The following is a 24167-nucleotide window of genomic DNA, read 5'->3' as shown; positions in this document are numbered from 1 at the left end:
TCAGGCGCAACCGTCGCGCGGCGGGCGCCGCGTCAGTCCGACTTGCCCCGGGTGACCGGGTGCACGTCGACGCCGGGCTCGACGGTCTCGGTGAAGACGTCCGGCGCTTCCGGCTTGTGCGCGACGGTGCGCAGGACGACGAGCCGGGGCTGGCGATTGAAGCCGCCCTGGGGCTCTGCGCGGGCGATGTTGTGAGCGCCGCAGGCCGAGCAGTCGACCACGCAGAGGTCGCGGGACTCCTCCGATGCCGTCATGGCGGCGAGTTCACCGGTGGTGAAAGGGTGACCGCATCCGAGGCAGGCGGGCTGGTCGGGTTTCGTCTCTTTCTGGCTGATGGCTATCTTATTCGAGTGACTTGGAGCTTCGGTCCCACCCTAACACAAGGCCAATCACCCATGCCGACCCTCCCCGGGCTATCACTGGGCCGTCCCCGGGCCGTCCCCGGGCCGTCCCCGGGCCGTCGCTAGGCCGCGCCGAACACGGCGTCGATCAGCGCTGTGTCCATGTACTCCGTCACCGCCACGATCCGGCCGTCGCGGATCCGGAAGACCTGACAGTAGGTGTTGTTGTAGGGAGTCCCGTCGTGAGTCTCCGCAGTGCCGCGGGTCTGCGCGACCACCGTGTCGCCTTCGGCGACGACGTGCTCAACCTGCGAGGAGATCCCGGCCTTCAGTTGCCCGAACAGGGGCCCGACGAGGTTGTCGACGAGGGCCTGCTTGCCGGTATACGTCCCGGAGAACTTCGTGGACCCGATGTTCGTCCACGTCACGTCATCGGCCACCAGCGCGAAACAGGCGTCCATATCGCCCCGCGCTCCGGCTTCGTAGAAGTCCAGCACCACCTGCTTGTTCTCGGCTATTCCCACGCTCTCCCTCCCCGAAGCACGAGCCCGGCTAATGCAATCGCCCGCCGCGCAGAAACGCCTGCCGGTAGAATTTTGCCGACAGGGACTCGACCGTGACCGTCCGCCCGGACGACGGCGCGTGCGCGAAGCGTCCCTCGCCGACGTAAAGCCCCACGTGCTGCATCTTGCCGTCGATGGAGAAGAACAGCAGATCGCCGGCGCGAAGCTCGTCGCGCGGCACCGGCCGCGTTCGCGACCACAGCGCACCGGTCGTGCGTGGCACCGACCTGCCCGCCCGACCATACGCGTAATGGACGAGCCCGCTGCAGTCGAAGCCCGCCGGTGTCTGCCCGCCGTAGCGGTAAGGAGTTCCGATCTGCTGAAGCGCGATCGCCGCGGCACGGTCGCCCAGCGTGGTCTGCTGTGTGACCGGGCGGGTGGGCACTTCGACAGGATCGGGCGGCAGCTCCACCGGTTGCCAGGCGCAACCGCCGATGGCGAGTGCGGTAGCCAGAGCTGACGCCAGCGCGTAATTCGATCCGATCTGCCCGATTCGTCGCAAAATGAGCCGCCTCCGGTACGCGGGCGATTCAGAATACCCGGATGGCGATCCGATGGCGAGTGACGGCAGTCTCAGTTCAGCAGGCCGGGACCCGGACTTCCGTGAGAGACATTTCTGAGCCATTTGTCGCGATATTCCGGTCGCAGCGCGATGACGGTCGGGCGACACTGGTGAGCCTCCCAGGAATCGTGGCACACGGGCCGAAATGGCGATCCTGCGCGGATGCGGAGACAACCCGCCTGCATCCGGGACTCGGGCGGATCGAGGCAATTGACGAACGTCACTTCAAGCGGATTCCAGGAGGCGTTTCCGCGGAAACATGACGTTGGTTCCTGGATGGTCCGCTGTGAGCGGTAAAGCAGACATGCCGCCTGCCGGAGTAGCGGGTGAGCCTATTTCCGCACTCGCCCACGAGCGGCCGTTGCTATAACGAAGCGATGCCAGTCCTACCTGCGCAGATTCCACACTATTGCGGCTCAGAGGTCGAGCGAGTCTCCTCGAAGTCGAGATTCACCGGCATGCGGAGAATCTCCTTAGGCGACGGTACTCGGTTAACAACCCGCCGTGTCATAGGCCCGGCGGTAGCCGGAGTTGCCTCGTCTACTTCCTCGAATAACAGGCCATCGACCCACAGAGCCCCGTTACCGAACAGGCTCGCACCGTAGTGGAGGGTAAATGCCTCGGGCGGTATGTCGATAATGACCACCGCTTGCTGCCATGCTGAGTTATGGAAGCGCAGCTGGCCTAATGTGTTTTGAAATGCGACAACTCGTCCTGACGCGTCGTCAGCACGTATCCAGATCATCGCCGAAGCCGGCTCGCTGATGTCCTTTATCTCTAGACGGAGAGAGCCTGAATATCGAATGCGCTTATCTCGAAATGGCGTGGCACTTGATACCTGAATAACGCCGGCTTTTGTGGTTGGGTGAATCGGTTGTTCGGCTTGCAGTAAGACGCTCGCACTTCCATGCCAAACACGCTTGAAGTCGCTCGCGATTCGAACGACTCCTCCAGCGTTAGCCAAACTCCAAAACCGTGGAACATGGTCTACTTCATCTTGGGCCTCGGGCGAAGATGATAGCGGTGAGTCGCTTGCAGTATGTTTCCTGTGATTGGGGTAAATCGAGTCGTCCGTAAACTCGGTCGTTGAGGGCGAGGTAACAAACGACAGCAGACGGCTTGGTACATCATCGATTGACGCAGCGCGAGGACTTGATTGATCAGGGCCGTGCGGGCGTGAATCGTCTGACTCACTAGTCCCAGCGACTGCGGTAGGTACAGGCGGCGCCGCGGTACCTCCGCTATTCCGATTATTCACTGAGCCGTTTGCGGCTGTGTAGCGGTCGCCCTTGTAAATGTTGACCAACGCAAGCAATGACGCCACCGCTATCACGGCTATGCTGCCTCTAAGAAATCGGTTGGCTAGCATTTCCTATCCGACCTCTCGATAGTCTTACAATGGCAAGCTGCCTGGAGAGGACCCGCTGCCGTTACGACGGATGTCGCCTCTGGGTCGACCCCGGAAATCATAGCTCAGAGCAACGAAACGGTCGCTTTGCGGCAAAGAGCAGCCGCTTGACGCTAGTCAACTCGGTTCCCCGTGAATCGCGGCAACTCCTTGCGTGCAATGTCCTCGCAGAATCCTCTGATGCGCTCGATCGCCTGGGGCGATTGCGACAGATCCGCGTGATCCACGGCATTCACTTCAAGAAACTCGGCATCCGGTATGTTCTCTGCGAGGTATCTCCCGAGCCTGATCGGGATCGCGAGGTCGCCTGAAAAATGGATCACCAGCGTGGGCGCCCGGATGTCGGGCAGCAGGGCGCGCACGTCTATCTCGGCCATCATCGCTACCAATTGGCGCAAAGTGGCGCGCGAGCCCATCAAACGCTCCATCGACTTGTAGGTGTCGTCGTCTATCAGCTCTCGTGAAAGGCTCGGAAACAGAATGTCGCGCAGGGCCCCGGTACCCCAGAGTGTGGCGATTTGTTCGATATGATGCTGTGGAATACCAATAGGAAAGTCTTCACTCTGCGTAAATCGGGCCGTCGTCCCGAGCATGATGAGGCCGAGGACCCGATCCGGATGCGAATGAGCGAAATGAATGCACATCGGCCCGCCCTCCGAGACTCCGACGAGGATCGCCCGCTGTATGCCGGCCGTATCCATGACCGCTTCGATATCACCAGTGCGATCCTCAAGGGCAGGCGTAGCCAGGGACGGATCCGAGAGACCCTGACCCCGTTTGTCGAAAGTGAGAACACGCGCAAAGCCGGAAAGGCTGCGCAAGAGATCTCGCGAGGCCGGGAGATTCCCCAAGATATTCAGATTGCTGATGATGCCCGGTGTCACGACCAGATCGACCGGACCACTACCCCGCTGGTTGAATGCTATCCGGGTAGCACCGCTTCTTGCGAACCGAACCTCGTCAGGCGATGGCGCAGTCAATTCTTTCAGGGTGAGCCGATCCTGCCCATTGCCCGCCGCTACGTCTGATACCGCGCGCCCCGGCTGCGGCTGCACCGGGCTGCTTCGGAACAAACGCCGGATTCCTGCCCCGAGAGGAGACAAAACGAAGCCCGCAACGACAATGAGCGCGGCCGTCCCGCTCAACAGGGATTCGTTTTCGGATATCCAACGTCCGATGTCGGCGAGAATGTCCATAGAAATCTGCGCGGCAAGAGGCGGGAGACTGATCCGATATACCTCAGGCGATTGCGATTTACCAATTCGCTGATCGTGTCACCGGCGGATAATTTGCCCGAAGGAGTCCGGAATCCGCGGACTCGAGGACCGAGTCAGGCCGTCCCGGCGGCCAATAAGGAAGATTGGCGATGCAGCATACAAACACTGGCTATTTCCGATTCGTCGCGATGATCGCGACCTCGATGATCGTGATGCTCGCACTCATGTACGTGAACACTTACCAGTGGGCTCACGTCCGCTGGAGCGAAACCCGCTTCTTGATGATGTTCGTGATGGGCGGCGGCATGGGCATCGTTATGCTGAGCTTCATGCTGGGCATGTACCGGAATCGGACCATGAACGTCCTGATCTACTTGGCGAGTGTGCTCGTCATCGCGGTTGCGATCGGGCTCGTTCGCAGCCAGGCGACGGTACAGGATGCCTCTTACATGAAGGCCATGATTCCCCATCATTCCATCGCGATTCTCACGAGCGAAAGGGCGGGGATACGTGACATGCGGGTGCGGAGACTCGCCACCGAGATCATCGCGACGCAGCGCAGCGAGATCGAGGAGATGGAGTGGCTGCTCGACGACATCCGTAAGAACGGAATTGCCGCCACCAGGGAGGAAGCGAACGCTCGCCGGGTTCCGACGTTTGAGGGGTCTCGTTAGGGTCGGCGACTCCTGTCACTTGCCCAGGATTTGTCTTCTTGCGTCCGTCAGCCCCGAGGATAGCAGCACCCAGCCGCCGACGAAGGTCCCGCCAATCGGCCAGGGAAGGCCGACCACGACCCCGGCCAGAAATCCCTTCAGCGCTGCACGCCGAAACGTATCCCTGCCCCCGCGTCTTTGCGCCAGAAACGTGCCGGCGCCGCCGAGCAGGAAGCCGGCGACCATCACGGCGGGCGTGGCCAGCCATGCCGAGAAGACGTTCGAAGAGAAAAGGACCCAGTCCAGCGCCAGAATCCAGACACCCGTCGCGGGCAGGAAAAAGCGCTGCCGCTGCGGATGAAAAAGCCAGCCCTTTATGCCGTAACTCATCGTCTCTATTGAGAAATTGGTGGGCCGTGTAGGATTCGAACCTACGACCAATTGGTTAAAAGCCAACTGCTCTACCAACTGAGCTAACGGCCCGCCAGATGGCCGGGGACCCGGCCGGGAGGCGGCATCATACCGGAAGCCGCCCCGATCAGAAAGCCGTGCCGGGAAATGGCTGCGGATCAGGCCTTTTCGGCGCCGTAGCGCGTGGGATCGGCGACGCCGGCCTCCTCGAAACCCTTGCGCCGCAGGCGGCAGGCGTCGCAGACGCCGCAGGCGCGGCCGTCGTCGTCCGCCTGGTAGCAGGACACCGTGAGCGAGTAGTCCACGCCCAGTTCCATGCCGCGGCGGATGATCTCCGCCTTGCTGAGTTCAATGAGCGGCGTGTGGATGCGCACCGCCTTGCCCTCCACCGCCGCTCTGGTGGCCACGTTGGCAAGTTCCTGGAAAGCCATGATGAAGGCCGGCCGGCAGTCGGGGTAGCCCGAGTAATCGACGGCATTTACTCCGATCCAGATGCCGTCGGCGTCGATGACCTCGGCCAGCCCCAGCGCGAGCGACAGGAATACGGTGTTCCTGGCCGGCACGTAAGTGACGGGGATGCCTTCCTGGGGTGTCTCGGGCACGGCCAGTCCGGGGTCGGTGAGCGCGGAGCCGCCGATGCCGCCGAAATCGACGCTCATACTGCGGTGCGAAGCGGCACCGAGGGTCTCGGCCAGACGGGCCGCGGCGTCCAGCTCGGCCGTGTGGCGCTGGCCGTAGCGCACGCTGAGTGCGTGGCATTCGTAGCCGGCGTTTCTCGCCATGGCCAGGGTGGTTGCCGAGTCGAGTCCGCCGGAGAGGAGGACTACCGCCTTACGCGCACCGTCCGCCATCAGCGCCCCGGCACGTCGCCCCACAGCACCTTGTGGAGCTGGAGTTGCAGGCGCACCGGTGCTCGGGCTTCCAGAATCCAGTCCGCCAGCTCGCCCGGCTCCACCTGCCCCCATGACGGGGAGAAGAGGACCGGGCAGCGCTCGGTCAGGCCGTGCATCTCGACGCGCTTCAGCGCCCAGTCGAAGTCCGGGCGGTCGCAGATCACGAATTTTACCTGGTCCCGCGGCCCGAGCAGGGCCACGTTCTCCCAGAGGTTGCGCTTCGCTTCGCCCGAGCCCGGGGTCTTGATGTCCACCACGCGGGAGACGCGCCCGTCCACCTCGGCGATGTCGAGCGCCCCGCTGGTCTCGAGGGATACCGCGTAGCCAGCGTCGCAGAGCGCGGTCAGCAGTCCGAGGCAGTTGGGCTGGGCCAGCGGCTCGCCGCCGGTCACGCAGACGTGGCTGGCAGGCCACTCGCCCACCCGTGCGAGGATCTCGTCGTAGCCGTGCCATTCGCCGCCGGTGAAGGCATACGCCGTGTCGCAGTAGCGGCAGCGCAGCGGGCAGCCGGTCAGCCGCACGAACACGGTCGGCACACCGGCGGTGAGGCCTTCGCCCTGCAGCGAGTAGAAGATCTCGGTGAGGCGCAGGCGTCCCGCTGCAGGCAGCTCGTCTCGGATGGTGAGTGTCGCCGCCATGCCGCCGGCGTCAGCGATTCTCGGTGTCCATTCGCTCCAGGCGCTGGATGGCGAGGCGTGCCGCGGTGGTGTCCGGGTACTCGGAACGCACCCGCGTGAGGGCGTTACGGGCCGCCTCCCAGCGCTGGAGTTCGTAGTTGCAGTAGCCGATCTTCAGCAACGCGTCCGGCACCTTGCCCGAACGGGGATACTGCGCGACCACCTTCTCGAAGGCCGGCAGCGCCTCCCCGAACTTCTGCGTGACGTAGTAGGACTCCGCCAGCCAGTACTGGGCGTTGTCGGCCAGCTCGCTGTCGGGATAGGTCTTCAGGAACTCCTGGAAGGCGGTCGCCGCCTCCTCGTAGCGCCCGTCCTTCAGCAGCTCGAACGCGGCTTGGTAGTTGTCCCGGTCCGAGCCCGACGGCATGGGCAGCTGTCCCGGCGCCAGACGGCCCTCGCCGCCCGACGACTGCTCCAGGCGCTGGAGCCGCTGGTCGAGATCCACGTACAGGTCGCGCTGACGGCTCGCCGTGGACTCGGCGCCGTGGGCGAGTTCCTCGATCATGCCGCGCAGCTCCGCCTGCTCGGCCTGCAGGGCATCCACCCGCGTGACCAGCTGCACCAGGCTGTCGTTCTGCACCACCCGCTCGACGGCGGAAAGGCGCCGATCGAGCTCGTTCAGCTTCAGCAGTACCGGATCCTCTTCGGGCGGTACCGTGGCGCAGGCCGATACCAGCACGGTGAGCGCGACGGCGGCGCTGGCTCTGTGTCGTCGTTTCATTGGCATTCTTTCATCCGTGTGGGCCCGATCTTCCCTGTCAGTTCTGATAGACGATCTCGACGCGGCGGTTCTTCGCGTAGGCCGACTCGGTGCTCCCCGGCTCCGCGGGCCGCTCCTCGCCGTAGCTCACCGTGGTGATCTGCCCGGCGGAAGCCCCCTGGATCAGCAGGATGCGGCGCACGGCCTGTGCGCGGCGCTCGCCGAGGCCGATGTTGTACTCGCGGGATCCCCGCTCGTCGGCGTGCCCCTCCAGGCGAACTTCGATACGCGGGTTCGCGGCCAGGTTGCGCGCGTGGGCGGCCAGCAGGTCGGTGAACTGCGGCTGCACTTCGCTGCGGTCGAACTCGAAGTAGACCACCAGGTCGTCCAGGTAGGCGCGGGTCTCGTCGTCCAGCCGGTCGTCGGCGATGGCGCTGCCGGCGCGCCCGCCGGCGCTGCCGGCACCGGAACTGCTGGCGCTGGAGGCGGTTCCCGGCGGCACGTCGTCGACCGTGTCGGTGGCGGGCAGCGTGTTGGAGCGGCCACCGCACGCGCCGACGGCGAGCGCGAGTACGGCCACGGCCAGGATTCGGTTCATCTTCATCTCGGTTCCTCGGTTGGGAAGCGGCGCCGGTCACTCTCGTCGGGACGGGGCCACTGGGACATAAAAATCAATAGATTACAGGCATTAAGCCGATTTTACCTAATAATTTCGCCGGAACGGCGACCAGACCGGTTCGCGCACGTCGCCGCCGGTTGAAGCGAGCCGCTGCTTCACCGTGCCGTCCACGGAGACCGTGGCCAGCACGCCCCGATCGCCCTGCCGCGTCGCATAGATCAGCGTGGCTCCGTTGGGCGCGAAATCCGGCGACTCGTCCAGCCTGCCATCGGACAACACCTGAAACAGATCGTTCTCCAGGTCGTACACGGCGATGCGGTAGTTGCCCCGGTCGTCGTGCACGACGGCGAGCTTGCTGCCGTCCGGCGAAATCCTCGGACGCGCATTATAGCGGCCCTCGAACGTCACGCGACTGGCATTGCCGCCGTCGATGCCGACCCGGTAGATCTGCGGTCCGCCGCTGCGGTCCGACGTGAAATAGATGGACTTGCCGTCCGGCGCCCATGCCGCCTCGGTGTCGATGGCAGGGTTGGTGGTCAGCCGCCGCTTCTCGCCGCTGGCCACCGTCAGCAGCCAGATATCCGGGTTGCCGTCGGCGCCCGACAGCGTCAGCGCGATGCGCCGACCGTCCGGCGACCAGGCCGGCGCGCCGTTGATGCCCTGCTCCCGGGACAGCCGCTGGCGGTTGCCGGTCCGGAGCGTCTGCACCCACACGGCCGAACGGTTGCCCTCGAAGGACACGTAGGCGATGCGCCGCCCGTCCGGCGACCACGTCGGCGACATGAGCGGCTGCGCCGACTCGACGATGGTGTACTGGTTGGCGCCGTCCGCATCCGAGACGATCAGGCGATAGGTGCGGTTGGTGGCATCCTCGCCCTCGGCGGTGATGTAGGCGATGCGCGTGGCGAACACGCCGGGGATGCCCGTGATCTCCTCGAAGATCATGTCGGCCGCCCGGTGCGCCGCGAGACGCAGGCCCCGCTTCGAGGCCGGCATGCGGTAACCCACCAGCTGCTCGCCGCGCAGGATGTCGAACAGCTGGAACTCGATGGTGTAGTCGTCCTCGGCCTCGCGGACCAGGCGCCCCACCACGATCAGGTCGCTGCCCACCATGCGCCAGTCGTCGAAGTCGATCTCCACGCCGCGGGTGGGCCGCGCCAGCATGTCGCGCCGCTCCAGCGGCTCGAAACGCCCGCTGCGGGCCAGATCCGCGCCGATCACCGCCGCGACGTCCAGCGGCGCCTCGCCGGGACCGTCCCAGCCGAAGGGCACCACGGCCACGGGCACGGCCTGGCCGGCGCCCTGGGTGATCTCGATGGTCAGCTCGGCCCGGACCGGTCCGGCACAGGCCATCAGCGCGATGAGAATCAGCGCTCGTTTCATTATGTGTGCTCCAAGCGAAGGGCGCCCGCCTCCCGGCGGGCGCCGTCGCCACTATTGTTCAGGTCTGAATATGAATCGCAAGTTGCGCTCGAACAGGCTGCGGTCCGGCGGCGGCGGCAGCGGCGAGGACTTCATCACCGCCGCCTCGATGGAACGGCGCACGGTCGCATCCGCGTTGCACTCGCCGAAGCGCACATTGACGATGTCGCGGCTGGGCAGCTGGGTCAACAGCACCTCGCACTCGATGCCCGAGCGGGCCGTCGCCGGCTTGACCCAGTTGCGCTCCACCGTCTGGCGGATCACGGCCATGTACTGGTCCAGCAGCCCCGACTCCACGGCACTGCGCCGTTCCTCCTCCGCCTGCATCAGGCGCTGCAGCTCCGCCTCGCGCTCCGCCTGGCGGCGCGCCTCCTCGGCCTCGCGGCGCTTGCGCTCCTCTTCCTGGCGCCGGCGCTCGGCTTCTTCCTTCTGGCGCTGGATCTCGGCGAGTCTGGCCTCCTCGGCCTCACGCTCGCGCCGGATCCGCTCCAGACGCTCCCGCTCCTCGCGGGCGGCCTGCTCTTCCGCGGCCTTGCGGGCCGCCTCCTCGGCCAGCCGCTGCTCCTGCACCTGACGCTGGCGCTCGGCCTCCGCCGCCTGCTGCTCCGCCCGCTCCCGTTCCCTGCGGGCCTCCTCCAGCCGCTGCTGCTCCTGCTCGCGCTCGCGCCGCGCCGCCTCGGCCTGCTCGCGCAGCCGCTGCTCTTCGGCCGCGCGTTCCCTGCGATCCCGTTCCTCCGCCTCCTCGAGCTCACGCATCTGCTCGCGGATGGCCGCCTCGTCCACCACCGTGGCCTGCAGCGCCACCTGCTGGGGCGGGCTGTGCGGCCGGTGGAAATCGACGCCCACGAGCAACGCTGCCAGCACGGCTGCGTGCAGCAGTAACGATACCGCCAGCGGAATCAGGTTCTCGCGCAAAATCCGGCCTTGCCTCTCCTCAGTCGACGATCGGGTCGTCCAGCGGGTCCGTGATGAAGCCCACCTTCTCGGCGCCGCCCTGCTGCAGCAGCACCATGGCGTTCACCACCCGTCCGTAGGCCACGGCCTGGTCGGCCTTGACCAGCACCGGCGTCTCGGGCCGCCGCCGCAGCACGGCGGCGGTGCGGGCGATCACGGTGCGCGCATCCACGGGCGCGTCCTCGTTATCGCCCGCGTTGAGATACAGGTTGCCCTCCCGATCGACCGAGAGCACCAGCGGGAGTTCATCCTGGGTGAGCTCCGGGTCCAGCGGCTCGGCCGCGGCATTCGGCAGCTCCACCTCGATGCCCTGGGTGAGCAGCGGCGCCGTCACCATGAAGATGATCAGCAGCACCAGCATCACGTCGATGTAGGGCACCACGTTGATCTCGCCCATCAGGCGCCGGTTCTTCGCCATGGCTACTGCCCTCCGGTGGCCGCACGGTGCGCATGGCGCTCCAGGATGGTCAGGAACTCCTCCACGAAGGTCTCATAGCGGCTCTCCAGCCGGCCCACCTGGTCGGCGTAGCGGTTGTAGAAGATCACCGCCGGGATGGCGGCGAACAGGCCCATGGCCGTGGCCACCAGCGCCTCGGCGATGCCGGGCGCCACCGCGGTCAGCGTGGCCGTCTGGGTGCCGGCGCCCAGCGCGCTGAAGGAGTTCATGATGCCCCACACCGTGCCGAACAGGCCGACGTAGGGGCTGGTCGAGCCGATGGTGGCGAGGTTCGCCAGCCCCTGCTCGAGACGCTCCACCTCCCGGGTCTGGGTGACGCGCATGCCGCGCCGTGCGCCCTCCACCAGCTTGTCCGCCGCGACGCCTTCCTGGCCGCGCAGCCGCCGGAACTCGCGGAAGCCGGCCTCGAAGATGCCGGACATGCCCTGCGGGCTGCCGCTCTGGCGGGTGAGGTCCTGGTACATCGAGGACAGGTCGCCCCCGGACCAGAAAGTGGCCTCGAACTCGTCGGCGATGCCCACCGCGCTCGAGATGGTGCGGCGCTTCTTGACGATGATGAACCAGGAGAAGACCGACGCCGCGACCAGCAGCGCCATGACCGCCTGGACGACGATGCTCGCCTCGAGGATGAGTTGCAGAAAGGAGAAATCGGTAGTCATCCGGTGGAAACCTCCAGCAGTGTCCGGGGCAGGCGGGCCGGGCGATAGGAATCGGCGGTGATGCAGGCGGCGCGGGTGGTGCCGGTGCACAGCAGCTCGCCGTCGGGGCTGCCGCGGCGGATCTCCTGCGCCATCTGGAAACTCGCCCGGGCTATCTCTTCGAGCTCGACGCTCACCCAGAGTTCATCGTTGAAGCGGGCCGGCACCACAAATCGCGCGCCCGTCTCGACCACCACGAAAAGGCGGTTCTCCTCGGCGCGCAGCCGATCCTGCTCGATGCCGCGGGCGCGCAGCCACTCGGTGCGCGCTCGCTCCATGTATTTGAAGTAATTCGCGAAATATACCAGCCCCTGGGCGTCGGTATCCTCGTAATAGACCCGTACGGGCCAGTGGAACACGCCGTCGGCGCCTGCCTTTTGGGTATCCATCAACGATTTCCCGGCTAGTCGAACAGGGACAGATCGGGCGGCACCTCGGATTCGGGCGCCGGCAGACCGAAATGCAGATAAGCGTTGCGAGTAGCCACCCGGCCCCGCGCGGTGCGCATCATGAAGCCCTGCTGGATGAGATAGGGCTCGATCACGTCCTCGATGGTGCCCCGCTCCTCGCCGATGGCCGCCGCCAGGCTCTCCACGCCCACGGGCCCGCCGTCGAACTTCTCGATCACGGTCAGGAGCAGTTTGCGGTCCATGGCGTCGAAGCCGTGCGGGTCCACCTCGAGCATGTTCATGGCCGCCTGGGCCACGGCCTCGGTGACCACGCCGTCGGACCGCACCTCGGCGTAGTCCCGCACGCGGCGCAGCAGACGGTTGGCGATGCGGGGCGTGCCGCGGGAGCGCGCGGCGATCTGGCGCGCGCCGGGCGGCTCGATGGCGAGATTCAGTATCTCGGCAGAGCGCGTCGCAATGGCCTCCAGGTCGCCGGTGGTATAGAACTCCAGCCGCTGGACGATGCCGAAGCGGTCCCGCAGCGGCGAGGTGAGCAGCCCCGCCCGGGTCGTAGCGCCCACCAGCGTGAACGGCGGCAGATCGAGCTTGATGGAACGGGCCGCCGGGCCCTCGCCGATCATGATGTCCAGCTGGAAGTCCTCCAGCGCCGGGTAAAGTACCTCCTCGACGACCGGGCTCAGGCGGTGGATCTCGTCGACGAACAGGACGTCGCGCTCCTCCAGGTTGGTGAGGATGGCGGCCAGGTCGCCGGGGCGCTCCAGGACCGGGCCCGCGGTCTGGCGCAGGTTCACGCCCATCTCGTTGGCAATGATGTGGGCCAGCGTGGTCTTGCCGAGACCGGGCGGGCCGAAGATCAGCACGTGATCGAGCGCCTCGCCGCGCTTGCGGGCGGCCTCGATGAAGATCTCCATCTGCTCCTTGACGGCGGACTGCCCCACGTAGTCCACGAGGCGCTTCGGCCGGATAGCGCGGTCGAACACGGCGTCCTCGCCGCTCGCCGCGGCGGCAATGAACCGGTCCTGTTCGGTATCGCTATTCCCGTTCATCTCCTCACCGTGCCGCCTGACGCAGCGCCTGGCGGATGATCTCCTCCGCGCTCAGGTTCTCCGTGTCCACCTGGCGCAGCAGCTTCGCCACCTCTGCGGCACGGTAGCCCAGGGCCATCAGTGCCGTCGAGGCCTCGCCGCGCGCGTCTTCCGGTGGCGCAGTCCCCGGCGGCGCGCCCGCCACGCCGGACGGGCCGACCGCGGCCACCCGGTCGCGCATCTCGATGATCAGCCGTTCGGCCGTCTTCTTGCCGATGCCCGGCACCTTCACCAGGCTGGCCGTGTCCTCGTACTCCACGCAGCGGCGGAAGCCCTCCACGCTGATGCCGGAGAGGAGCGCCAGTGCCATCCGTGCGCCCACACCGCTCACCTTCAGCAGGTTGCGGAACAGCGCCCGCTCCTCCTCGGTGGCGAATCCGTACAGCTGCTGGGCATCGTCGCGCACCAGCAGATGGGTGAGCAGCCGCACCTCGGCGCCGGTCTCCGGCAGCTGGAAGAACGTGGACATCGGCGTCTCCACCTCGTAGCCGACCCCGCCCACGTCGAGTACGATCCACGGCGGCTGCTTCGACTCCAGCCGCCCGCGCAGGGAGCCGATCACCGGCCCGCCCCCGCCACCCGGGTGTTCAGCCGCCGGCTGTTCGAGTGGCAGATCGCGATCGCCAGCGCGTCCGCGGCGTCGGGCTGCAGCTCGCCCTTGAGGCCCAGCAGCATGCCCACCATGCGCGCCACCTGCTCCTTGTCCGCGCCGCCCAGCCCGGTCACGGCCTGCTTCACGGCCCGCGGCGCGTACTCGTACAGGCTCACGGTGTAAGCGAAGGTGGCGCAGATCGCGGCCGAGCGGGCATGGCCCAGCTTCAGCGCGCTGTCCGCATTGCGATGGACGAATACGCGCTCGATGGCCACTTCCTGCGGCCGCCAGGTCTCGAGCACCTCGCCGATACCGGCATAGATCTGTGCCAGCCGGGAGGGGAAGTCGTCTCCATTGGTGCGGATGGCTCCGTGCTGCACCCAGGCGATGCGATCACCGGTGGTCTCCACCACGCCGTAGCCGGTGAGACGGGAACCCGGGTCGATGCCCAGGATGCGCACGGGCGCGTTCATCCCGCCCGCCGCGTTGCCGTCGGATCAGGCCGCCTCATACGCCTCGTCCGGGATTTCGGCATTGGTGTAGACGTTCTGCACGTCGTCCAGGTCCTCCAGCGCCTCCAGCAACTTCACCATGGTGACGGCCTCCTTGCCCTCCAGGTCTGCACTGGTCGAGGCACGCATGGTCGTCTCGGCCTCCTCCGGCGGGAAGCCGGCGGCCGCCATCGCGTCGCGCACCGACTCGAACTCCGCCGGGTCGGTCAACACCTCGATGGAGTGGTCCTCGGCCACCACCACATCCTCCGCGGCCGCATGGATGGCCGCCTCCGTGATGGCGTCTTCGTCGCTGCCCGGCGGATACAGCAGCTGGCCGCAGTGGTTGAACAGATAGGCCACCGAGCCGTCCGCGCCGAGATTGCCGCCGTACTTGGAGAACGCGTGTCGCACGTCGGCCACGGTGCGGTTCCGATTGTCCGTGAGGCAGTCCACCATCACGGCTGCGCCGCCCGGGCCGTAGCCTTCGTAGCGGATCTCCTCGTAGTCGTCGCCCTCGAGATCGCCGGAGCCGCGCTTGATGGCGCGCTCGATGTTGTCCTTCGGCATGCTCTGCGCCTTGGCCTTGTCCACTGCCAGCCGCAGCCGGGGATTGGCGTCGATGTCGCCGCCGCCCATGCGGGCGGCCACGGTGATCTCCCGGATCAGCCGCGTGAAGAGCTTGCCGCGCTTCTTGTCCTGGGCCCCTTTGCGGTGCTGGATGTTGGCCCACTTGCTGTGACCGGCCATGTCAGTCTCGCTCCTCTCTCGTGCCGATCAGAAACGGAGCTGAATGCCGACGTGGAGGCCGTTGTCGATGAGCGGGTCGCCGCGGTCATCGAAGTCGGCCTTGCTGTAGCGGGCGCCCAGGTAGATGTCGGCCTCGCGCAGCACGTTGTAGCTGAGGCGCGCCTCGAACTCCTGGTAGCCGTCGGCGCCGCTGAAGGCCAGCACGTCGGGCGCAAAGTAGAGGTGGCCGCTCACGGAGAAGCGATTGTAGGTGGGCAGGGTGTAGGCGAGGAAGCCGCCCAGGCCCACCACGAACCCGCTCTCGTCCACCAGGTCGGAGTTGGTGTAGAAGATCTTGCCGCCCAGTCCGCCCCGCAAGGGGTTGCGGCCGCCGGAGGCCAGGTCGACCAGATGCAGGCCCAGATGACCCACGTCGCCACGGTCCTGGTGGTGCAGCCAGCCGGCGTCGAACTGCAGCTTGCGCTCCGGCACCTGCCAGGCATAGGTCAGGCGGGCAGCGTCGTCGTTGACGTTGATGTCCAGGTCGGCGGCGCCGGCAGACGGCGCGGCCATGAGCAGTAATGGCGCCAGCACGAGCGGCACCCGTTTCAGCATGGAAAGCATATGGATCCTCGAAGATTGCAGGCGTAGTACCCAAACGCGACGCCCGGTCAGCGTTTATGATAACGATATTCGGCACTTCAGACATCCACGATAAGACGATCGGCCATGGACGCGAGCACGGATACGCACGGCGCGAAAAGTGAGGGGACCGGCAGCCTGGCGGACGAGCTGGGCCGGCTGTGCAAGGACGCCGGCCAGCCGGCCGCCGGCGCCCGCTGCCGCGAACTCGCCGGTCTGGTGGCCGGCCTCGGCATGGAGCCGGAGATCATCGATGCGGCCGCCATCTACCCGGCGGTGCAGGCCGGGGTGCTCGATCTGGAGGAGGTAAAAGCGCGCTTTCCGGGCCCCTCCGCCGCCCTGTGCGCGGACCTCGCGCAGCTCACCGAGATGAGCCCGGAACTGCACGGGCAGGATCCGGCCGACTTCGCTCCGGATCAGGCGGAGGGGCTGCGCCGCATGCTGCTGGCCGCCGTCCGCGACGTCCGCGTGGTGCTGGTGCGCCTCGCCGACGTCCTGCTGTCCCTGCGCAAGGCAAAGGACGCGCCGGCAGAGTCCCAGCGGCGCATGGCGGCCCAGTGCCGTGACATCTACGCGCCGCTCGCCAACCGCCTGGGCATCTGGCAGCTCAAGTGGGAACTGGAGGATCTCTCCTTCCGCTTCCTCGAGCCGGACGCCTATCGGCGTATCGCCCGCCAGCTCAAGCAGCGGCGCGAGGAGCGCGAGGCCACCATCCGCGAGATGCGGGAGCGTCTGCGCGCCGAACTCGATGCGGCGGGCATCGACGCGGAGATATCGGGCCGCCCCAAGCACATCTACAGCATCTGGCGGAAGATGCAGCGCAAGGACACCGAACTGGACAAGATCTTCGACGTCCTCGCCGTGCGCATCTTCGTCAACGACGTGCGGGACTGCTACGCGGCCCTCGGCATCGTGCACAACCTCTGGAGCTATCTGCCCCAGGAATTCGACGACTACATCGCCAACCCGAAAAAGAACCTCTACCAGTCACTGCACACCGCGGTGATGGGCCCTCACGGCCAGCCGCTGGAGGTGCAGATACGCACCCACGAGATGCACCGCCATGCGGAACTGGGCGTGGCCGCCCACTGGCGTTACAAGGAGGGCGGCTCGGGCGAAGGCGCCTTCGAGCAGAAAGTGCGCTGGCTGCGCCAGCTGCTCGAGCCGTCCGAGGCCGAGGCCGGCGACGATTTCGTGGAACGGGTGCGCGAGGAGATCATGGAGGACCGGGTGTATGCGTTCTCGCCGCGGGGCGACGTGGTGGACCTGCCGACCGGTGCCACGCCGCTGGATTTCGCCTATTCGGTTCACACCCAGGTGGGCCACCGTTGCCGCGGCGCCCGGGTGAACGGTCGCATCGTCCCGCTGGGCTATCAGATCCGCAACGGCGACCAGGTGGACATCATCACCGCTTCGAAGCCCTCCCCCAGCCGCGACTGGCTGGTGCCCCGGCTCGGCTTTCTCGCCTCGGCTCGCAACCGCGCGAAGGTACGGGCCTGGTTCCGCCGCCAGGACCGGGAGCAGAACAGGAAACAGGGTCGCGAGATCCTGGAGCGGGAGCTCTCGCGCCTGAATCTGAAGTCACTGCCGGTCGCCGACATCGCGGCGCAGCTGAAGCAGGAGAATGCGGACGCGCTCTACGTGGCCCTCGGCACGGGCGATCTCACGGCCTCGGGGGTGGCGAATGCCGCCCAACAGCTCACCGCACAGGAACCGGAGCCGCTGCCGGTGCGGCGGCGCCGGCGGCGACCCACGGGCGGCGGCGATATCCGGGTGCGCGGCGTGGGCGATCTCATGAGCAACCTGGCGCGCTGCTGCGGCCCCGTCCCGCCGGAGCCGATTCTGGGCTACATCACGGTGGGCCGCGGGGTGAGTATCCACCGCCGCGACTGCCGCAACCTGCTGCGGCTGATGGAGGAGCAGGCAAGCCGCATCATCGAGGTGGAATGGGGCGAGGACGACGAGGCGCGCTACCCGGTGGAGCTGCGCATCGAGGCCTGGAACCGGGACGGCCTGCTGCGGGATATCTCCAGCGTGCTGAGCGACGAGCACATCGGCATCATCGGCTCGCGCTCGGATACCGACCGGCGCAGCCGCAAGGCCAGCATCGAACTCAGCGTGGAGGTGCCGGATCTCGAGACGCTGAGCCGGACGCTCAGCCGCCTGGAGCGCCTGCCGAACGTGATCAGCGTGCGCCGCGACGCGTGACCGGCGCGAACGGTCAGCGGTTGATGGCGTGGATTGCCCTGCCGTCGACGGCCAGCGCGGCCTCGTGCACCGATTCCGACAGCGTCGGGTGCGCATGCACGGTGCGCTGGATATCCTCGGTGCTCGCCGAAAACTCCATCGCCAGCACGAGCTCGCCGATCAGCTCGCCGGCCATGGGGCCGACGATGTGCACGCCCAGCAGCTCGTCGTCGTCGGAGGCGGAGACCATCTTCACCAGCCCGGCGGTCTGCTCCATGGCCTTGGCCCGGCCGTTCGCGGCGAACTGGAAGGAGCCGGTCTTGTACGGGCGCCCGCTCTCCTTGACCTCGGCCTCGGTCCGGCCCACCCAGGCCACCTCGGGTGCCGTGTAGATGACCGACGGAATGGCGTTGTAGTTCACCTCGGCGACCTTGCCGGCGATGAGATCCGCGGCCATGACGCCCTCCTCGGTGGCCTTGTGGGCCAGCATCGGGCCGCGCACGCAGTCGCCGACCGCGTAGACGCCGGAGACTCCCGTGCGGCACTCCTCGTCCACCTTGATGAAGCCCCTCTCGTCCAGCTCCACGCCGGCGTCATCGGCCAGCAGGTCCTCCGTGTACGGCCGGCGGCCGACGGAGACGATGACCTTGTCGAACTCCAGGCGCTGCTCTTCGCCCTTTTCCTCGAAAACGAGGGTGACGCCGTTCTTGCCGGACTCCGTGCCGGTCACCTTCGTGCCCAGGCGGATGTCGAGGCCCTGCTTCTTGAACTGGCGCTGCGCGGCTTTCGCGATGTCGTGGTCCGCCATCCAGAGGAAGTCCTCCATGGCCTCCAGCATCACCACCTCGGCGCCCAGCCGGCCCCACACGCTGCCGAGCTCGAGGCCGATGACGCCGGCGCCGATGACGCCGAGGCGCTTCGGCACGCTCTCGAACTCGAGCGCGCCCCAGGAGTCGACGATGGTCTCGCCGTCGAAGGGCACGGCGCCCAGTTCCACCGGCGCGGAGCCGCTGGCGAGGACGACGTGGTCGGCTTCCAGGGTCTGCGCGTCGCCGCCGTCCTTCGGCGTGAACTCCACCTTGCGGCCGGCCAGCAGCCTGCCGTGGCCCACCAGGCCGGTGACCTTGTTGGACTTGAACAGCGCGCCGATGCCGCCGGTGAGCTGCTGCACGATGCCGGCCTTGCGCTTCTGCATCGCGGCCAGGTCCAGCTTCAGCTTGCCGGTGCCAATACCATGGGCGGCGAATTCGTGTTCCGCCCGGTGCCAGAGCTCGGAAGACTCCAGCAGCGCCTTGGACGGAATGCAGCCCGCATTCAGGCAGGTGCCGCCGAAGGCGTGGCTGCCGTCGTAGTTCTCCCAGGCGTCGATGCAGGCCACGTTCATGCCGTTCTGCGCGGCGCGGATAGCCGCCGGATAGCCGCCGGGTCCGCCGCCGATCACGATTACGTCGTACTTGTTGCTCATTCCCTGTCCTGGTTGTCTCTTGTGTGGGTCCGCCGCGGCAGACGCCGGTTCAGACCTGCAGCAGCAGGCGCGCCGGATCCTCCAGCGACTGCTTGATGCTGACGAGGAACTGGACGGCCTCGCGGCCGTCGATGATGCGGTGGTCGTAGGTCAGCGCCAGATACATCATCGGCCGGATCTCCACCTTGCCGTCCACGGCCATCGGCCGCTCCTGGATGGCATGCATGCCGAGGATGGCGCTCTGGGGCGGGTTGAGGATGGGCGTCGACATCATCGAGCCGAAGATGCCGCCGTTGGTGATGGTGAACGTGCCGCCGGTCAGGTCGTCGATGCCGATATTGCCTTCCCGGGCCCGCTTGCCATAGTCGTTGATGGCCTTCTCGATGTCCGCCAGGCTCATCCGGCCGGCATCCCTCAGCACCGGCACCAGCAGGCCACGGTCGGTGGACACGGCGATGCCGATGTCCTGGTAGTCGTGGTAGATGATGTCCTTGTCTTCCACGGAAGCGTTGACCACCGGGAACTTCCTGAGCGCCTCGACCGCGGCACGCACGAAGAACGACATGAAGCCGAGCTTTACCTCGTGCTGATCGGCGAAGCTGTCCTTGTAGCGGGAGCGCAGCTCCATGATGGCCGTCATGTCGGCCTCGTTGAACGTAGTGAGCATGGCGGCCGCCTGCTGGGCCTCCACCATGCGCTCGGCGATCCGCGCCCGCAGACGGGTCATCGGCACCCGCTCCTCGGTGCGCCCGCCCGACGCCGGGTAGGCCTCGCCTTCGGCAGGCGTGTCCTCCGGCGCGGTGTCGTGATCCAGCGACTCCAGATGCCGCTGCACGTCGGCCTTGGTGATGCGCCCGCCGCGACCGCTGGCCTCGATGTCGTCCGGGTCGAGATCGTGCTCCTCGATCATGCGCCGCACGGAGGGGCTGAGCTTGCGGGCGCCGCGGCCCTCCGCCTCGGGCTCCTCTTCTTCCGGTTCCTCGTCGGCCTTCTCCTTGCCGCTCTCTTCGTCTTTCTTCTTCGTTGCCTCGGCAGCGGCCTTGTCTTTGCCGCCCTCGTCTTCCTTACCGGCGCCCTTGTCGCCTTTGTCGGCTTCGCCGCCGCCTTCGCCTTCCTCGAGCAGCGCCAGCACCTCGCCGCTGGTGACCGTCGTGCCGTCGCCGATCTTGATCTCCTTCAGCGTACCGTCGGCCGGCGCCGGCACTTCCAGCACGACCTTGTCGGTCTCCAGGTCCACCAGGTTCTCGTCCCGGGAGACGCGATCGCCCTCCTGCTTGTGCCAGGAGACGAGCGTGGCGTCCGAGACCGATTCGGGTAACTGGGGAACTTTGACTTCGATGCTCATTGTTCGTGGATTCCGATGGGTTTGCGTGTTGAGGTTGGCGGGCTCAGTCCTCGCCGTCGTTCCCGAGGCCGAGGGCGGCCGCGACCAGCGCCTCCTGCTGCTTGACGTGCAGCTTGAAGATGCCCGAGGCCGGCGCCGCCGCATGGGAACGGCCCGCGTAGAACAGCGTGTGACGGGAGCGCAGCGGTTCCTGCAGACGATGGCGGATCTGGTACCAGGCGCCCTGATTCTGCGGCTCCTCCTGACACCAGACGACTTCTTCGGCCCGGGAATAGTGCTGCAGGATCTCGGCGTACTGGTCGATGGGGAAGGGATAAAGCTGCTCGATGCGCACGATGGCGACGTCGTCGATCTCGTGCTCCCGGCGCGCCTGCAACAGGTCGAAATACACCTTGCCGCTGCAGAAGATCACCCGGTGCACCTTGTCCCGCTCGATGGCATCCACCTCGGGTATCAGCGCCTGGAAGCGGCCCTCGCTCAGGTCGGTGAGCGGCGAGACGGAGAGCTTGTGGCGCAGCAGGCTCTTGGGCGTCATCACGATCAGCGGCTTGCGGAACGAGCGCAGCATCTGGCGGCGCAGCATGTGGAACATCTGCGCCGGAGTGGAGGGCACGCACACCTGCATGTTGTGCTCGGCGCAGAGCTGCAGGAAACGCTCCAGCCGCGCCGAGGAGTGCTCCGGGCCCTGGCCTTCGTAGCCGTGGGGCAGGAATAGTGTCAGACCGCAGAGCCGGCCCCACTTCGCCTCGCCCGAACTGATGAACTGGTCGATGACCACCTGGGCGCCGTTGCAGAAGTCGCCGAACTGTGCCTCCCAGATGACCAGGGCGTTCGGGTCGGTGGTGGAGAAGCCGTACTCGAAGCCCAGCACCGCCTCCTCGGAGAGCAGCGAATCGATCACGGTGAAGGCGCCTGGCCGGTCCGCGATGTGCTTCAGCGGCACGTACTCGCGCGCATCCGGCTGGTTGTGCAACACCGCATGGCGATGGAAGAAGGTGCCCCTGCCGCTGTCCTGGCCGGTAACCCGCACGTCGTAGCCGTCCTCGATCAGCGAGGCATAGGCCATGGTCTCGGCGAAGCCCCAGTCCATCTCCAGCTCGCCCTGCCCCATCTTGCGGCGGTCGTCGATGATCCGTTTGACCCGACTGTGCAGCTGGAAGTCGTCCGGCAGCGTGACGATGTGCTCGGCCAGCGTGTCCACGCGCTCGATGCCGAGGGCAGTGACGACCTGCTGGTCCCAGTCGGCATCCCGGTATCCGGTCCAGTCCACGGTGAACTCGTTGCCGATCATGCCGAGCGCCGCCTGCGGCACCGGCTGGCCCTCGTCCAGACGGCTGCGGTAGGCATCGGTCATCTGCTTCAGCGCATCGTCGTCGACGATCTCCGCCTCCTTCAGCTGGCGGGCGTAGATCTCGCGGGTGGTCGGATGCTCGCGGATGCGGCCGTACATCACGGGCTGCGTGGCCGCCGGCTCGTCGGCCTCGTTGTGGCCGTGGCGGCGGTAACACACCAGATCGATGACCACGTCCTTCTTGAAATGCTGGCGATAGGCCAGCGCCAGCCGGCTGACGAACACCACGGCCTCCGGGTCGTCCGCGTTCACGTGGAAGACCGGCGCCTCGATCATCTTGGCGACGTCGCTGCAGTAGGGCGTGGAGCGGGCGTCCGACGGGTCGCTGGTGGTGAAACCGATCTGGTTGTTCACCACGATGTGCACCGTGCCGCCGGTGCGGAAACCCCGCGCCTGGGACATCTGGAAGGTCTCGGTGACGACGCCCTGGCCGGCGAAAGCCGCGTCGCCGTGGATCAGCACGGGCAGGATCTCGTTGCGGTCCAGGTCGCCCCGGCGCTGCTGGCGCGCGCGCACCGAGCCCTCCACCACCGGGTTGACGATCTCGAGATGCGACGGATTGAAGGCGAGCGCGATGTGGACATTGCCGCCGGCGGTGCGGATGTCCGAGGAGAAGCCCATGTGGTACTTCACGTCGCCGGAGCCGGAGAGGCTCTCCAGGTCCACCTTGCCCTCGAACTCCGAGAACAGCTCCTCCGGGCTCTTGCCCAGGAGGTTGACCAGCACGTTGATGCGGCCGCGGTGGGCCATGCCGATGACCACTTCCTTGATGCCGCCCTCGCCGCCGCGCTGGATCAGGTCGTCGAGCAGCGGGATCAGGCTCTCGCCGCCCTCCAGCGAGAAGCGTTTCTGGCCCACGTAACGGGTGTGCAGATAGCGCTCGATGCCCTCGGCGCGGGTCAGCTGCTCCATCAGCCAACGGCGCTGCTCAACGTCCAGGTGATCCTCGGCCATGCCGCGTTCGAAGCGCTCGCGCAGCCACAGCCGCTCCCGCGCGCGGGAGATGTGCGCGAACTCGGAGCCGATCTTGCCGCAGTAGATCTTGCGCAGCAGCGCCAGGATGTCGCGCAGCTTCATGCGCTCGTGCCCGGTGCCCGCGAGGCCGCCGGTGTAGAACTCGTCGTCCAGGTCGGCGTCGCTCAGTCCCAGGAAGTCGAACTTGAGGACCGCCGGCACATGGCGGTCCTGCAGCCCCAGCGGATCGAGGTCCGCAATCTGGTGCCCGCGCAGGCTGTAGACCTGGATGAGGCGAGAGACGGCAGCCTGCTTTTCGCTGGCCGTTATCGCGCGGGTGCGGCCCCGCGAGACGGCCGTGCCGGCGCGCCCGTTGCCGCCGGCGGCCAGCGAGCGCTCACGGAAGGCGTCGCGGATCGGGCCGTGGGGCACCTCGCCGTCCGAATCGGGGGTGATCTCGCCGAAATAACGCCGCCAGCGCTCGGGGACGCTGTCCGGGTCATCAAGGTATTGCTCGTAGAGGGCCTCTACGGCACTGGCATTACTGCCAAAGAGCGGCGAGGACGCGTACTGCTCTTTCAGCGACTGTGACATAGCAAAAGGAACCCCGCAGGGGCCGCGTGGCAGCCCGCAGCGAACAGCATACAGCGGTCAACGATAACGAACGGTAACTATTGCGCTAGTTTAGCGGATGGGCTTCCCGCAGGGAAAGCACCGGGTCACAGGTACGGGCGAATCCGCCTAGACGATGCCAAGCGCCAGCAGGCCGAGATACTCGTAGCAGATCAGGCACGCATAGCCGCAGAAAAACCCGGTGATCAGCAGCCCCACCCGGATCCGGCGGAACAGCAGCACCCGACTGGCGTAGACGAGCAGCATCAGACCGAGGCCGGTCAGGGTCAATTTGATGCCGACGAACCACTGGATATCCGCGTGGATAAGGACACGCATGAACGGGTTCGCCTCCACCGCACCGTGCTCGAGCAGCAGCAACGTCAGGAACGCATCCGTCGCGCTCATCACCATTACCCCGATGCCGAGGAACAGGAGCCAGGGATGGTGCCAGTCGCTGAACGGGTGCCGGCGGTCGCCGTCCCGCCTCGCCCGGCGCCGCCGCGATCGGAAGAAGCCGTGGAGTACCGTGCGCCAGCCGAATCGTCGCCTGTCCGGGCCCCGACGCTCCAGCGGCGCGGCGCCGGCGGTGACGGGGATGGTGACAGGGGGACTGATTCGGCGCATGGGTCCGGCTCTCCTCTCGGCTCTGCAGTCGCACCGTAACGATGCAATAACCAGACCGTTTTCCGATTATCGGCCTCCGACAGTGGCTTAGCCGCGAGGGGG

General features: G+C 66.8%; 25 protein-coding genes and 1 tRNA gene. 2 read left to right on the top strand and 24 right to left on the bottom strand.

Annotated features, from left to right (window positions below; all coding sequences use genetic code 11):
• Positions 1–32: 32 nt before the first annotated feature.
• The 4 genes from ACJMKX_RS01585 to ACJMKX_RS01570 all read right to left on the bottom strand — a co-directional run bounded on the left by ACJMKX_RS01585 (position 33) and on the right by ACJMKX_RS01570 (position 4070).
• Positions 33–254: a hypothetical protein gene (locus ACJMKX_RS01585; RefSeq protein WP_405220318.1), complete on the bottom strand. Its 222-nt coding sequence runs from the start codon at positions 252–254 to the stop codon at positions 33–35.
• 209 nt (positions 255–463) lie between these two features.
• Positions 464–865 (bottom strand): nuclear transport factor 2 family protein, encoded by a 402-nt coding sequence (locus tag ACJMKX_RS01580; RefSeq protein ID WP_405220316.1) that lies wholly within the window; start codon positions 863–865, stop codon positions 464–466.
• 28 nt (positions 866–893) lie between these two features.
• Positions 894–1406 (bottom strand): C40 family peptidase, encoded by a 513-nt coding sequence (locus ACJMKX_RS01575; protein WP_405220314.1) that lies wholly within the window; start codon positions 1404–1406, stop codon positions 894–896.
• Positions 1407–2987: 1581 nt separating this feature from the next.
• Positions 2988–4070, bottom strand: a complete 1083-nt coding sequence (locus ACJMKX_RS01570) for an alpha/beta fold hydrolase (RefSeq protein ID WP_405220312.1) — start codon at positions 4068–4070, stop codon at positions 2988–2990.
• Between the two features lie 170 nt (positions 4071–4240).
• Between ACJMKX_RS01570 and ACJMKX_RS01565 the strand changes: the two genes are divergently transcribed.
• Entirely contained in the window at positions 4241–4765 is a 525-nt protein-coding gene (locus ACJMKX_RS01565) for a DUF305 domain-containing protein (RefSeq protein WP_405220310.1), read from the top strand.
• A 15-nt stretch (positions 4766–4780) separates the two neighbouring features.
• Here ACJMKX_RS01565 and ACJMKX_RS01560 read toward each other — a convergent pair whose 3' ends face one another.
• The 16 genes from ACJMKX_RS01560 to ACJMKX_RS01485 all read right to left on the bottom strand — a co-directional run bounded on the left by ACJMKX_RS01560 (position 4781) and on the right by ACJMKX_RS01485 (position 15506).
• Entirely contained in the window at positions 4781–5134 is a 354-nt protein-coding gene (locus ACJMKX_RS01560) for a phosphoribosylaminoimidazole carboxylase (protein WP_405220308.1), read from the bottom strand.
• A 17-nt stretch (positions 5135–5151) separates the two neighbouring features.
• Positions 5152–5227, bottom strand: a tRNA-Lys gene (locus ACJMKX_RS01555).
• Positions 5228–5313: 86 nt separating this feature from the next.
• The gene (queC, locus tag ACJMKX_RS01550) at positions 5314–6006 is read right to left on the bottom strand and encodes a 7-cyano-7-deazaguanine synthase QueC (protein WP_405220307.1); all 693 of its coding nucleotides are present in this window, start codon (positions 6004–6006) and stop codon (positions 5314–5316) included.
• On the bottom strand, positions 6006–6686 hold the full coding sequence (gene queE, locus ACJMKX_RS01545; protein ID WP_405220305.1) for a 7-carboxy-7-deazaguanine synthase QueE: 681 nt from the start codon (positions 6684–6686) through the stop codon (positions 6006–6008). The genes queC and queE overlap by 1 nt, the downstream gene beginning before the upstream one ends.
• A gap of 10 nt (positions 6687–6696) precedes the next feature.
• Positions 6697–7446 (bottom strand): tol-pal system protein YbgF, encoded by a 750-nt coding sequence (ybgF, locus tag ACJMKX_RS01540; RefSeq protein ID WP_405220303.1) that lies wholly within the window; start codon positions 7444–7446, stop codon positions 6697–6699.
• Between the two features lie 37 nt (positions 7447–7483).
• Positions 7484–8029: a peptidoglycan-associated lipoprotein Pal gene (gene pal / locus ACJMKX_RS01535; protein WP_405220301.1), complete on the bottom strand. Its 546-nt coding sequence runs from the start codon at positions 8027–8029 to the stop codon at positions 7484–7486.
• Positions 8030–8128: 99 nt separating this feature from the next.
• Positions 8129–9427 carry a Tol-Pal system beta propeller repeat protein TolB gene (gene tolB / locus ACJMKX_RS01530; RefSeq protein WP_405220299.1) on the bottom strand — a complete coding sequence of 433 codons (1299 nt, stop codon included), beginning with the start codon at positions 9425–9427 and terminating at the stop codon, positions 8129–8131.
• Between the two features lie 51 nt (positions 9428–9478).
• Positions 9479–10381, bottom strand: coding sequence for a cell envelope integrity protein TolA (tolA, locus tag ACJMKX_RS01525; protein ID WP_405220297.1), 903 nt, complete (start codon positions 10379–10381; stop codon positions 9479–9481).
• 19 nt (positions 10382–10400) lie between these two features.
• On the bottom strand, positions 10401–10838 hold the full coding sequence (tolR, locus tag ACJMKX_RS01520; protein WP_405220295.1) for a protein TolR: 438 nt from the start codon (positions 10836–10838) through the stop codon (positions 10401–10403).
• A gap of 2 nt (positions 10839–10840) precedes the next feature.
• On the bottom strand, positions 10841–11536 hold the full coding sequence (gene tolQ / locus ACJMKX_RS01515; protein ID WP_405220293.1) for a protein TolQ: 696 nt from the start codon (positions 11534–11536) through the stop codon (positions 10841–10843).
• Positions 11533–11964 (bottom strand): tol-pal system-associated acyl-CoA thioesterase, encoded by a 432-nt coding sequence (gene ybgC, locus ACJMKX_RS01510; RefSeq protein WP_405220291.1) that lies wholly within the window; start codon positions 11962–11964, stop codon positions 11533–11535. The genes tolQ and ybgC overlap by 4 nt, the downstream gene beginning before the upstream one ends.
• A 14-nt stretch (positions 11965–11978) precedes the next feature.
• The gene (ruvB, locus tag ACJMKX_RS01505; protein WP_405220289.1) at positions 11979–13031 is read right to left on the bottom strand and encodes a Holliday junction branch migration DNA helicase RuvB; all 1053 of its coding nucleotides are present in this window, start codon (positions 13029–13031) and stop codon (positions 11979–11981) included.
• Between the two features lie 4 nt (positions 13032–13035).
• Positions 13036–13632, bottom strand: a complete 597-nt coding sequence (gene ruvA, locus ACJMKX_RS01500) for a Holliday junction branch migration protein RuvA (RefSeq protein WP_405220287.1) — start codon at positions 13630–13632, stop codon at positions 13036–13038.
• Complete coding sequence (gene ruvC, locus ACJMKX_RS01495) at positions 13629–14135, bottom strand: crossover junction endodeoxyribonuclease RuvC (protein WP_405220285.1); 507 nt, start codon at positions 14133–14135, stop codon at positions 13629–13631. The genes ruvA and ruvC overlap by 4 nt, the downstream gene beginning before the upstream one ends.
• Before the next feature lie 24 nt (positions 14136–14159).
• Positions 14160–14903 (bottom strand): YebC/PmpR family DNA-binding transcriptional regulator, encoded by a 744-nt coding sequence (locus tag ACJMKX_RS01490; RefSeq protein ID WP_405220283.1) that lies wholly within the window; start codon positions 14901–14903, stop codon positions 14160–14162.
• Between the two features lie 27 nt (positions 14904–14930).
• Positions 14931–15506, bottom strand: a complete 576-nt coding sequence (locus ACJMKX_RS01485; protein ID WP_405220281.1) for a YfaZ family outer membrane protein — start codon at positions 15504–15506, stop codon at positions 14931–14933.
• 105 nt (positions 15507–15611) lie between these two features.
• Here ACJMKX_RS01485 and ACJMKX_RS01480 point away from each other — a divergent pair, with 105 nt between their 5' ends.
• On the top strand, positions 15612–17732 hold the full coding sequence (locus tag ACJMKX_RS01480; protein ID WP_405220279.1) for a RelA/SpoT family protein: 2121 nt from the start codon (positions 15612–15614) through the stop codon (positions 17730–17732).
• 13 nt (positions 17733–17745) lie between these two features.
• On the opposite strand, the gene lpdA is transcribed toward ACJMKX_RS01480, so the two are convergent.
• From lpdA to ACJMKX_RS01460, 4 genes are all read right to left on the bottom strand, one after another.
• On the bottom strand, positions 17746–19176 hold the full coding sequence (lpdA, locus tag ACJMKX_RS01475) for a dihydrolipoyl dehydrogenase (protein WP_405220277.1): 1431 nt from the start codon (positions 19174–19176) through the stop codon (positions 17746–17748).
• A gap of 49 nt (positions 19177–19225) precedes the next feature.
• Positions 19226–20521, bottom strand: coding sequence for a 2-oxoglutarate dehydrogenase complex dihydrolipoyllysine-residue succinyltransferase (gene odhB, locus ACJMKX_RS01470; RefSeq protein ID WP_405220275.1), 1296 nt, complete (start codon positions 20519–20521; stop codon positions 19226–19228).
• A 43-nt stretch (positions 20522–20564) separates the two neighbouring features.
• Complete coding sequence (locus tag ACJMKX_RS01465; protein WP_405220273.1) at positions 20565–23420, bottom strand: 2-oxoglutarate dehydrogenase E1 component; 2856 nt, start codon at positions 23418–23420, stop codon at positions 20565–20567.
• A 147-nt stretch (positions 23421–23567) separates the two neighbouring features.
• Entirely contained in the window at positions 23568–24065 is a 498-nt protein-coding gene (locus ACJMKX_RS01460) for a DUF5658 family protein (protein ID WP_405220271.1), read from the bottom strand.
• Positions 24066–24167 lie beyond the last annotated feature (102 nt).

Origin of the sequence: Lentisalinibacter sediminis, assembly GCF_040706615.1 — a bacterium.
Lineage (GTDB): Bacteria > Pseudomonadota > Gammaproteobacteria > Steroidobacterales > Woeseiaceae > Lentisalinibacter > Lentisalinibacter sediminis.
The sequence above is the reverse complement of the archived record's forward strand: the minus strand, read 5'-3'. Positions and strand labels throughout refer to the sequence as shown.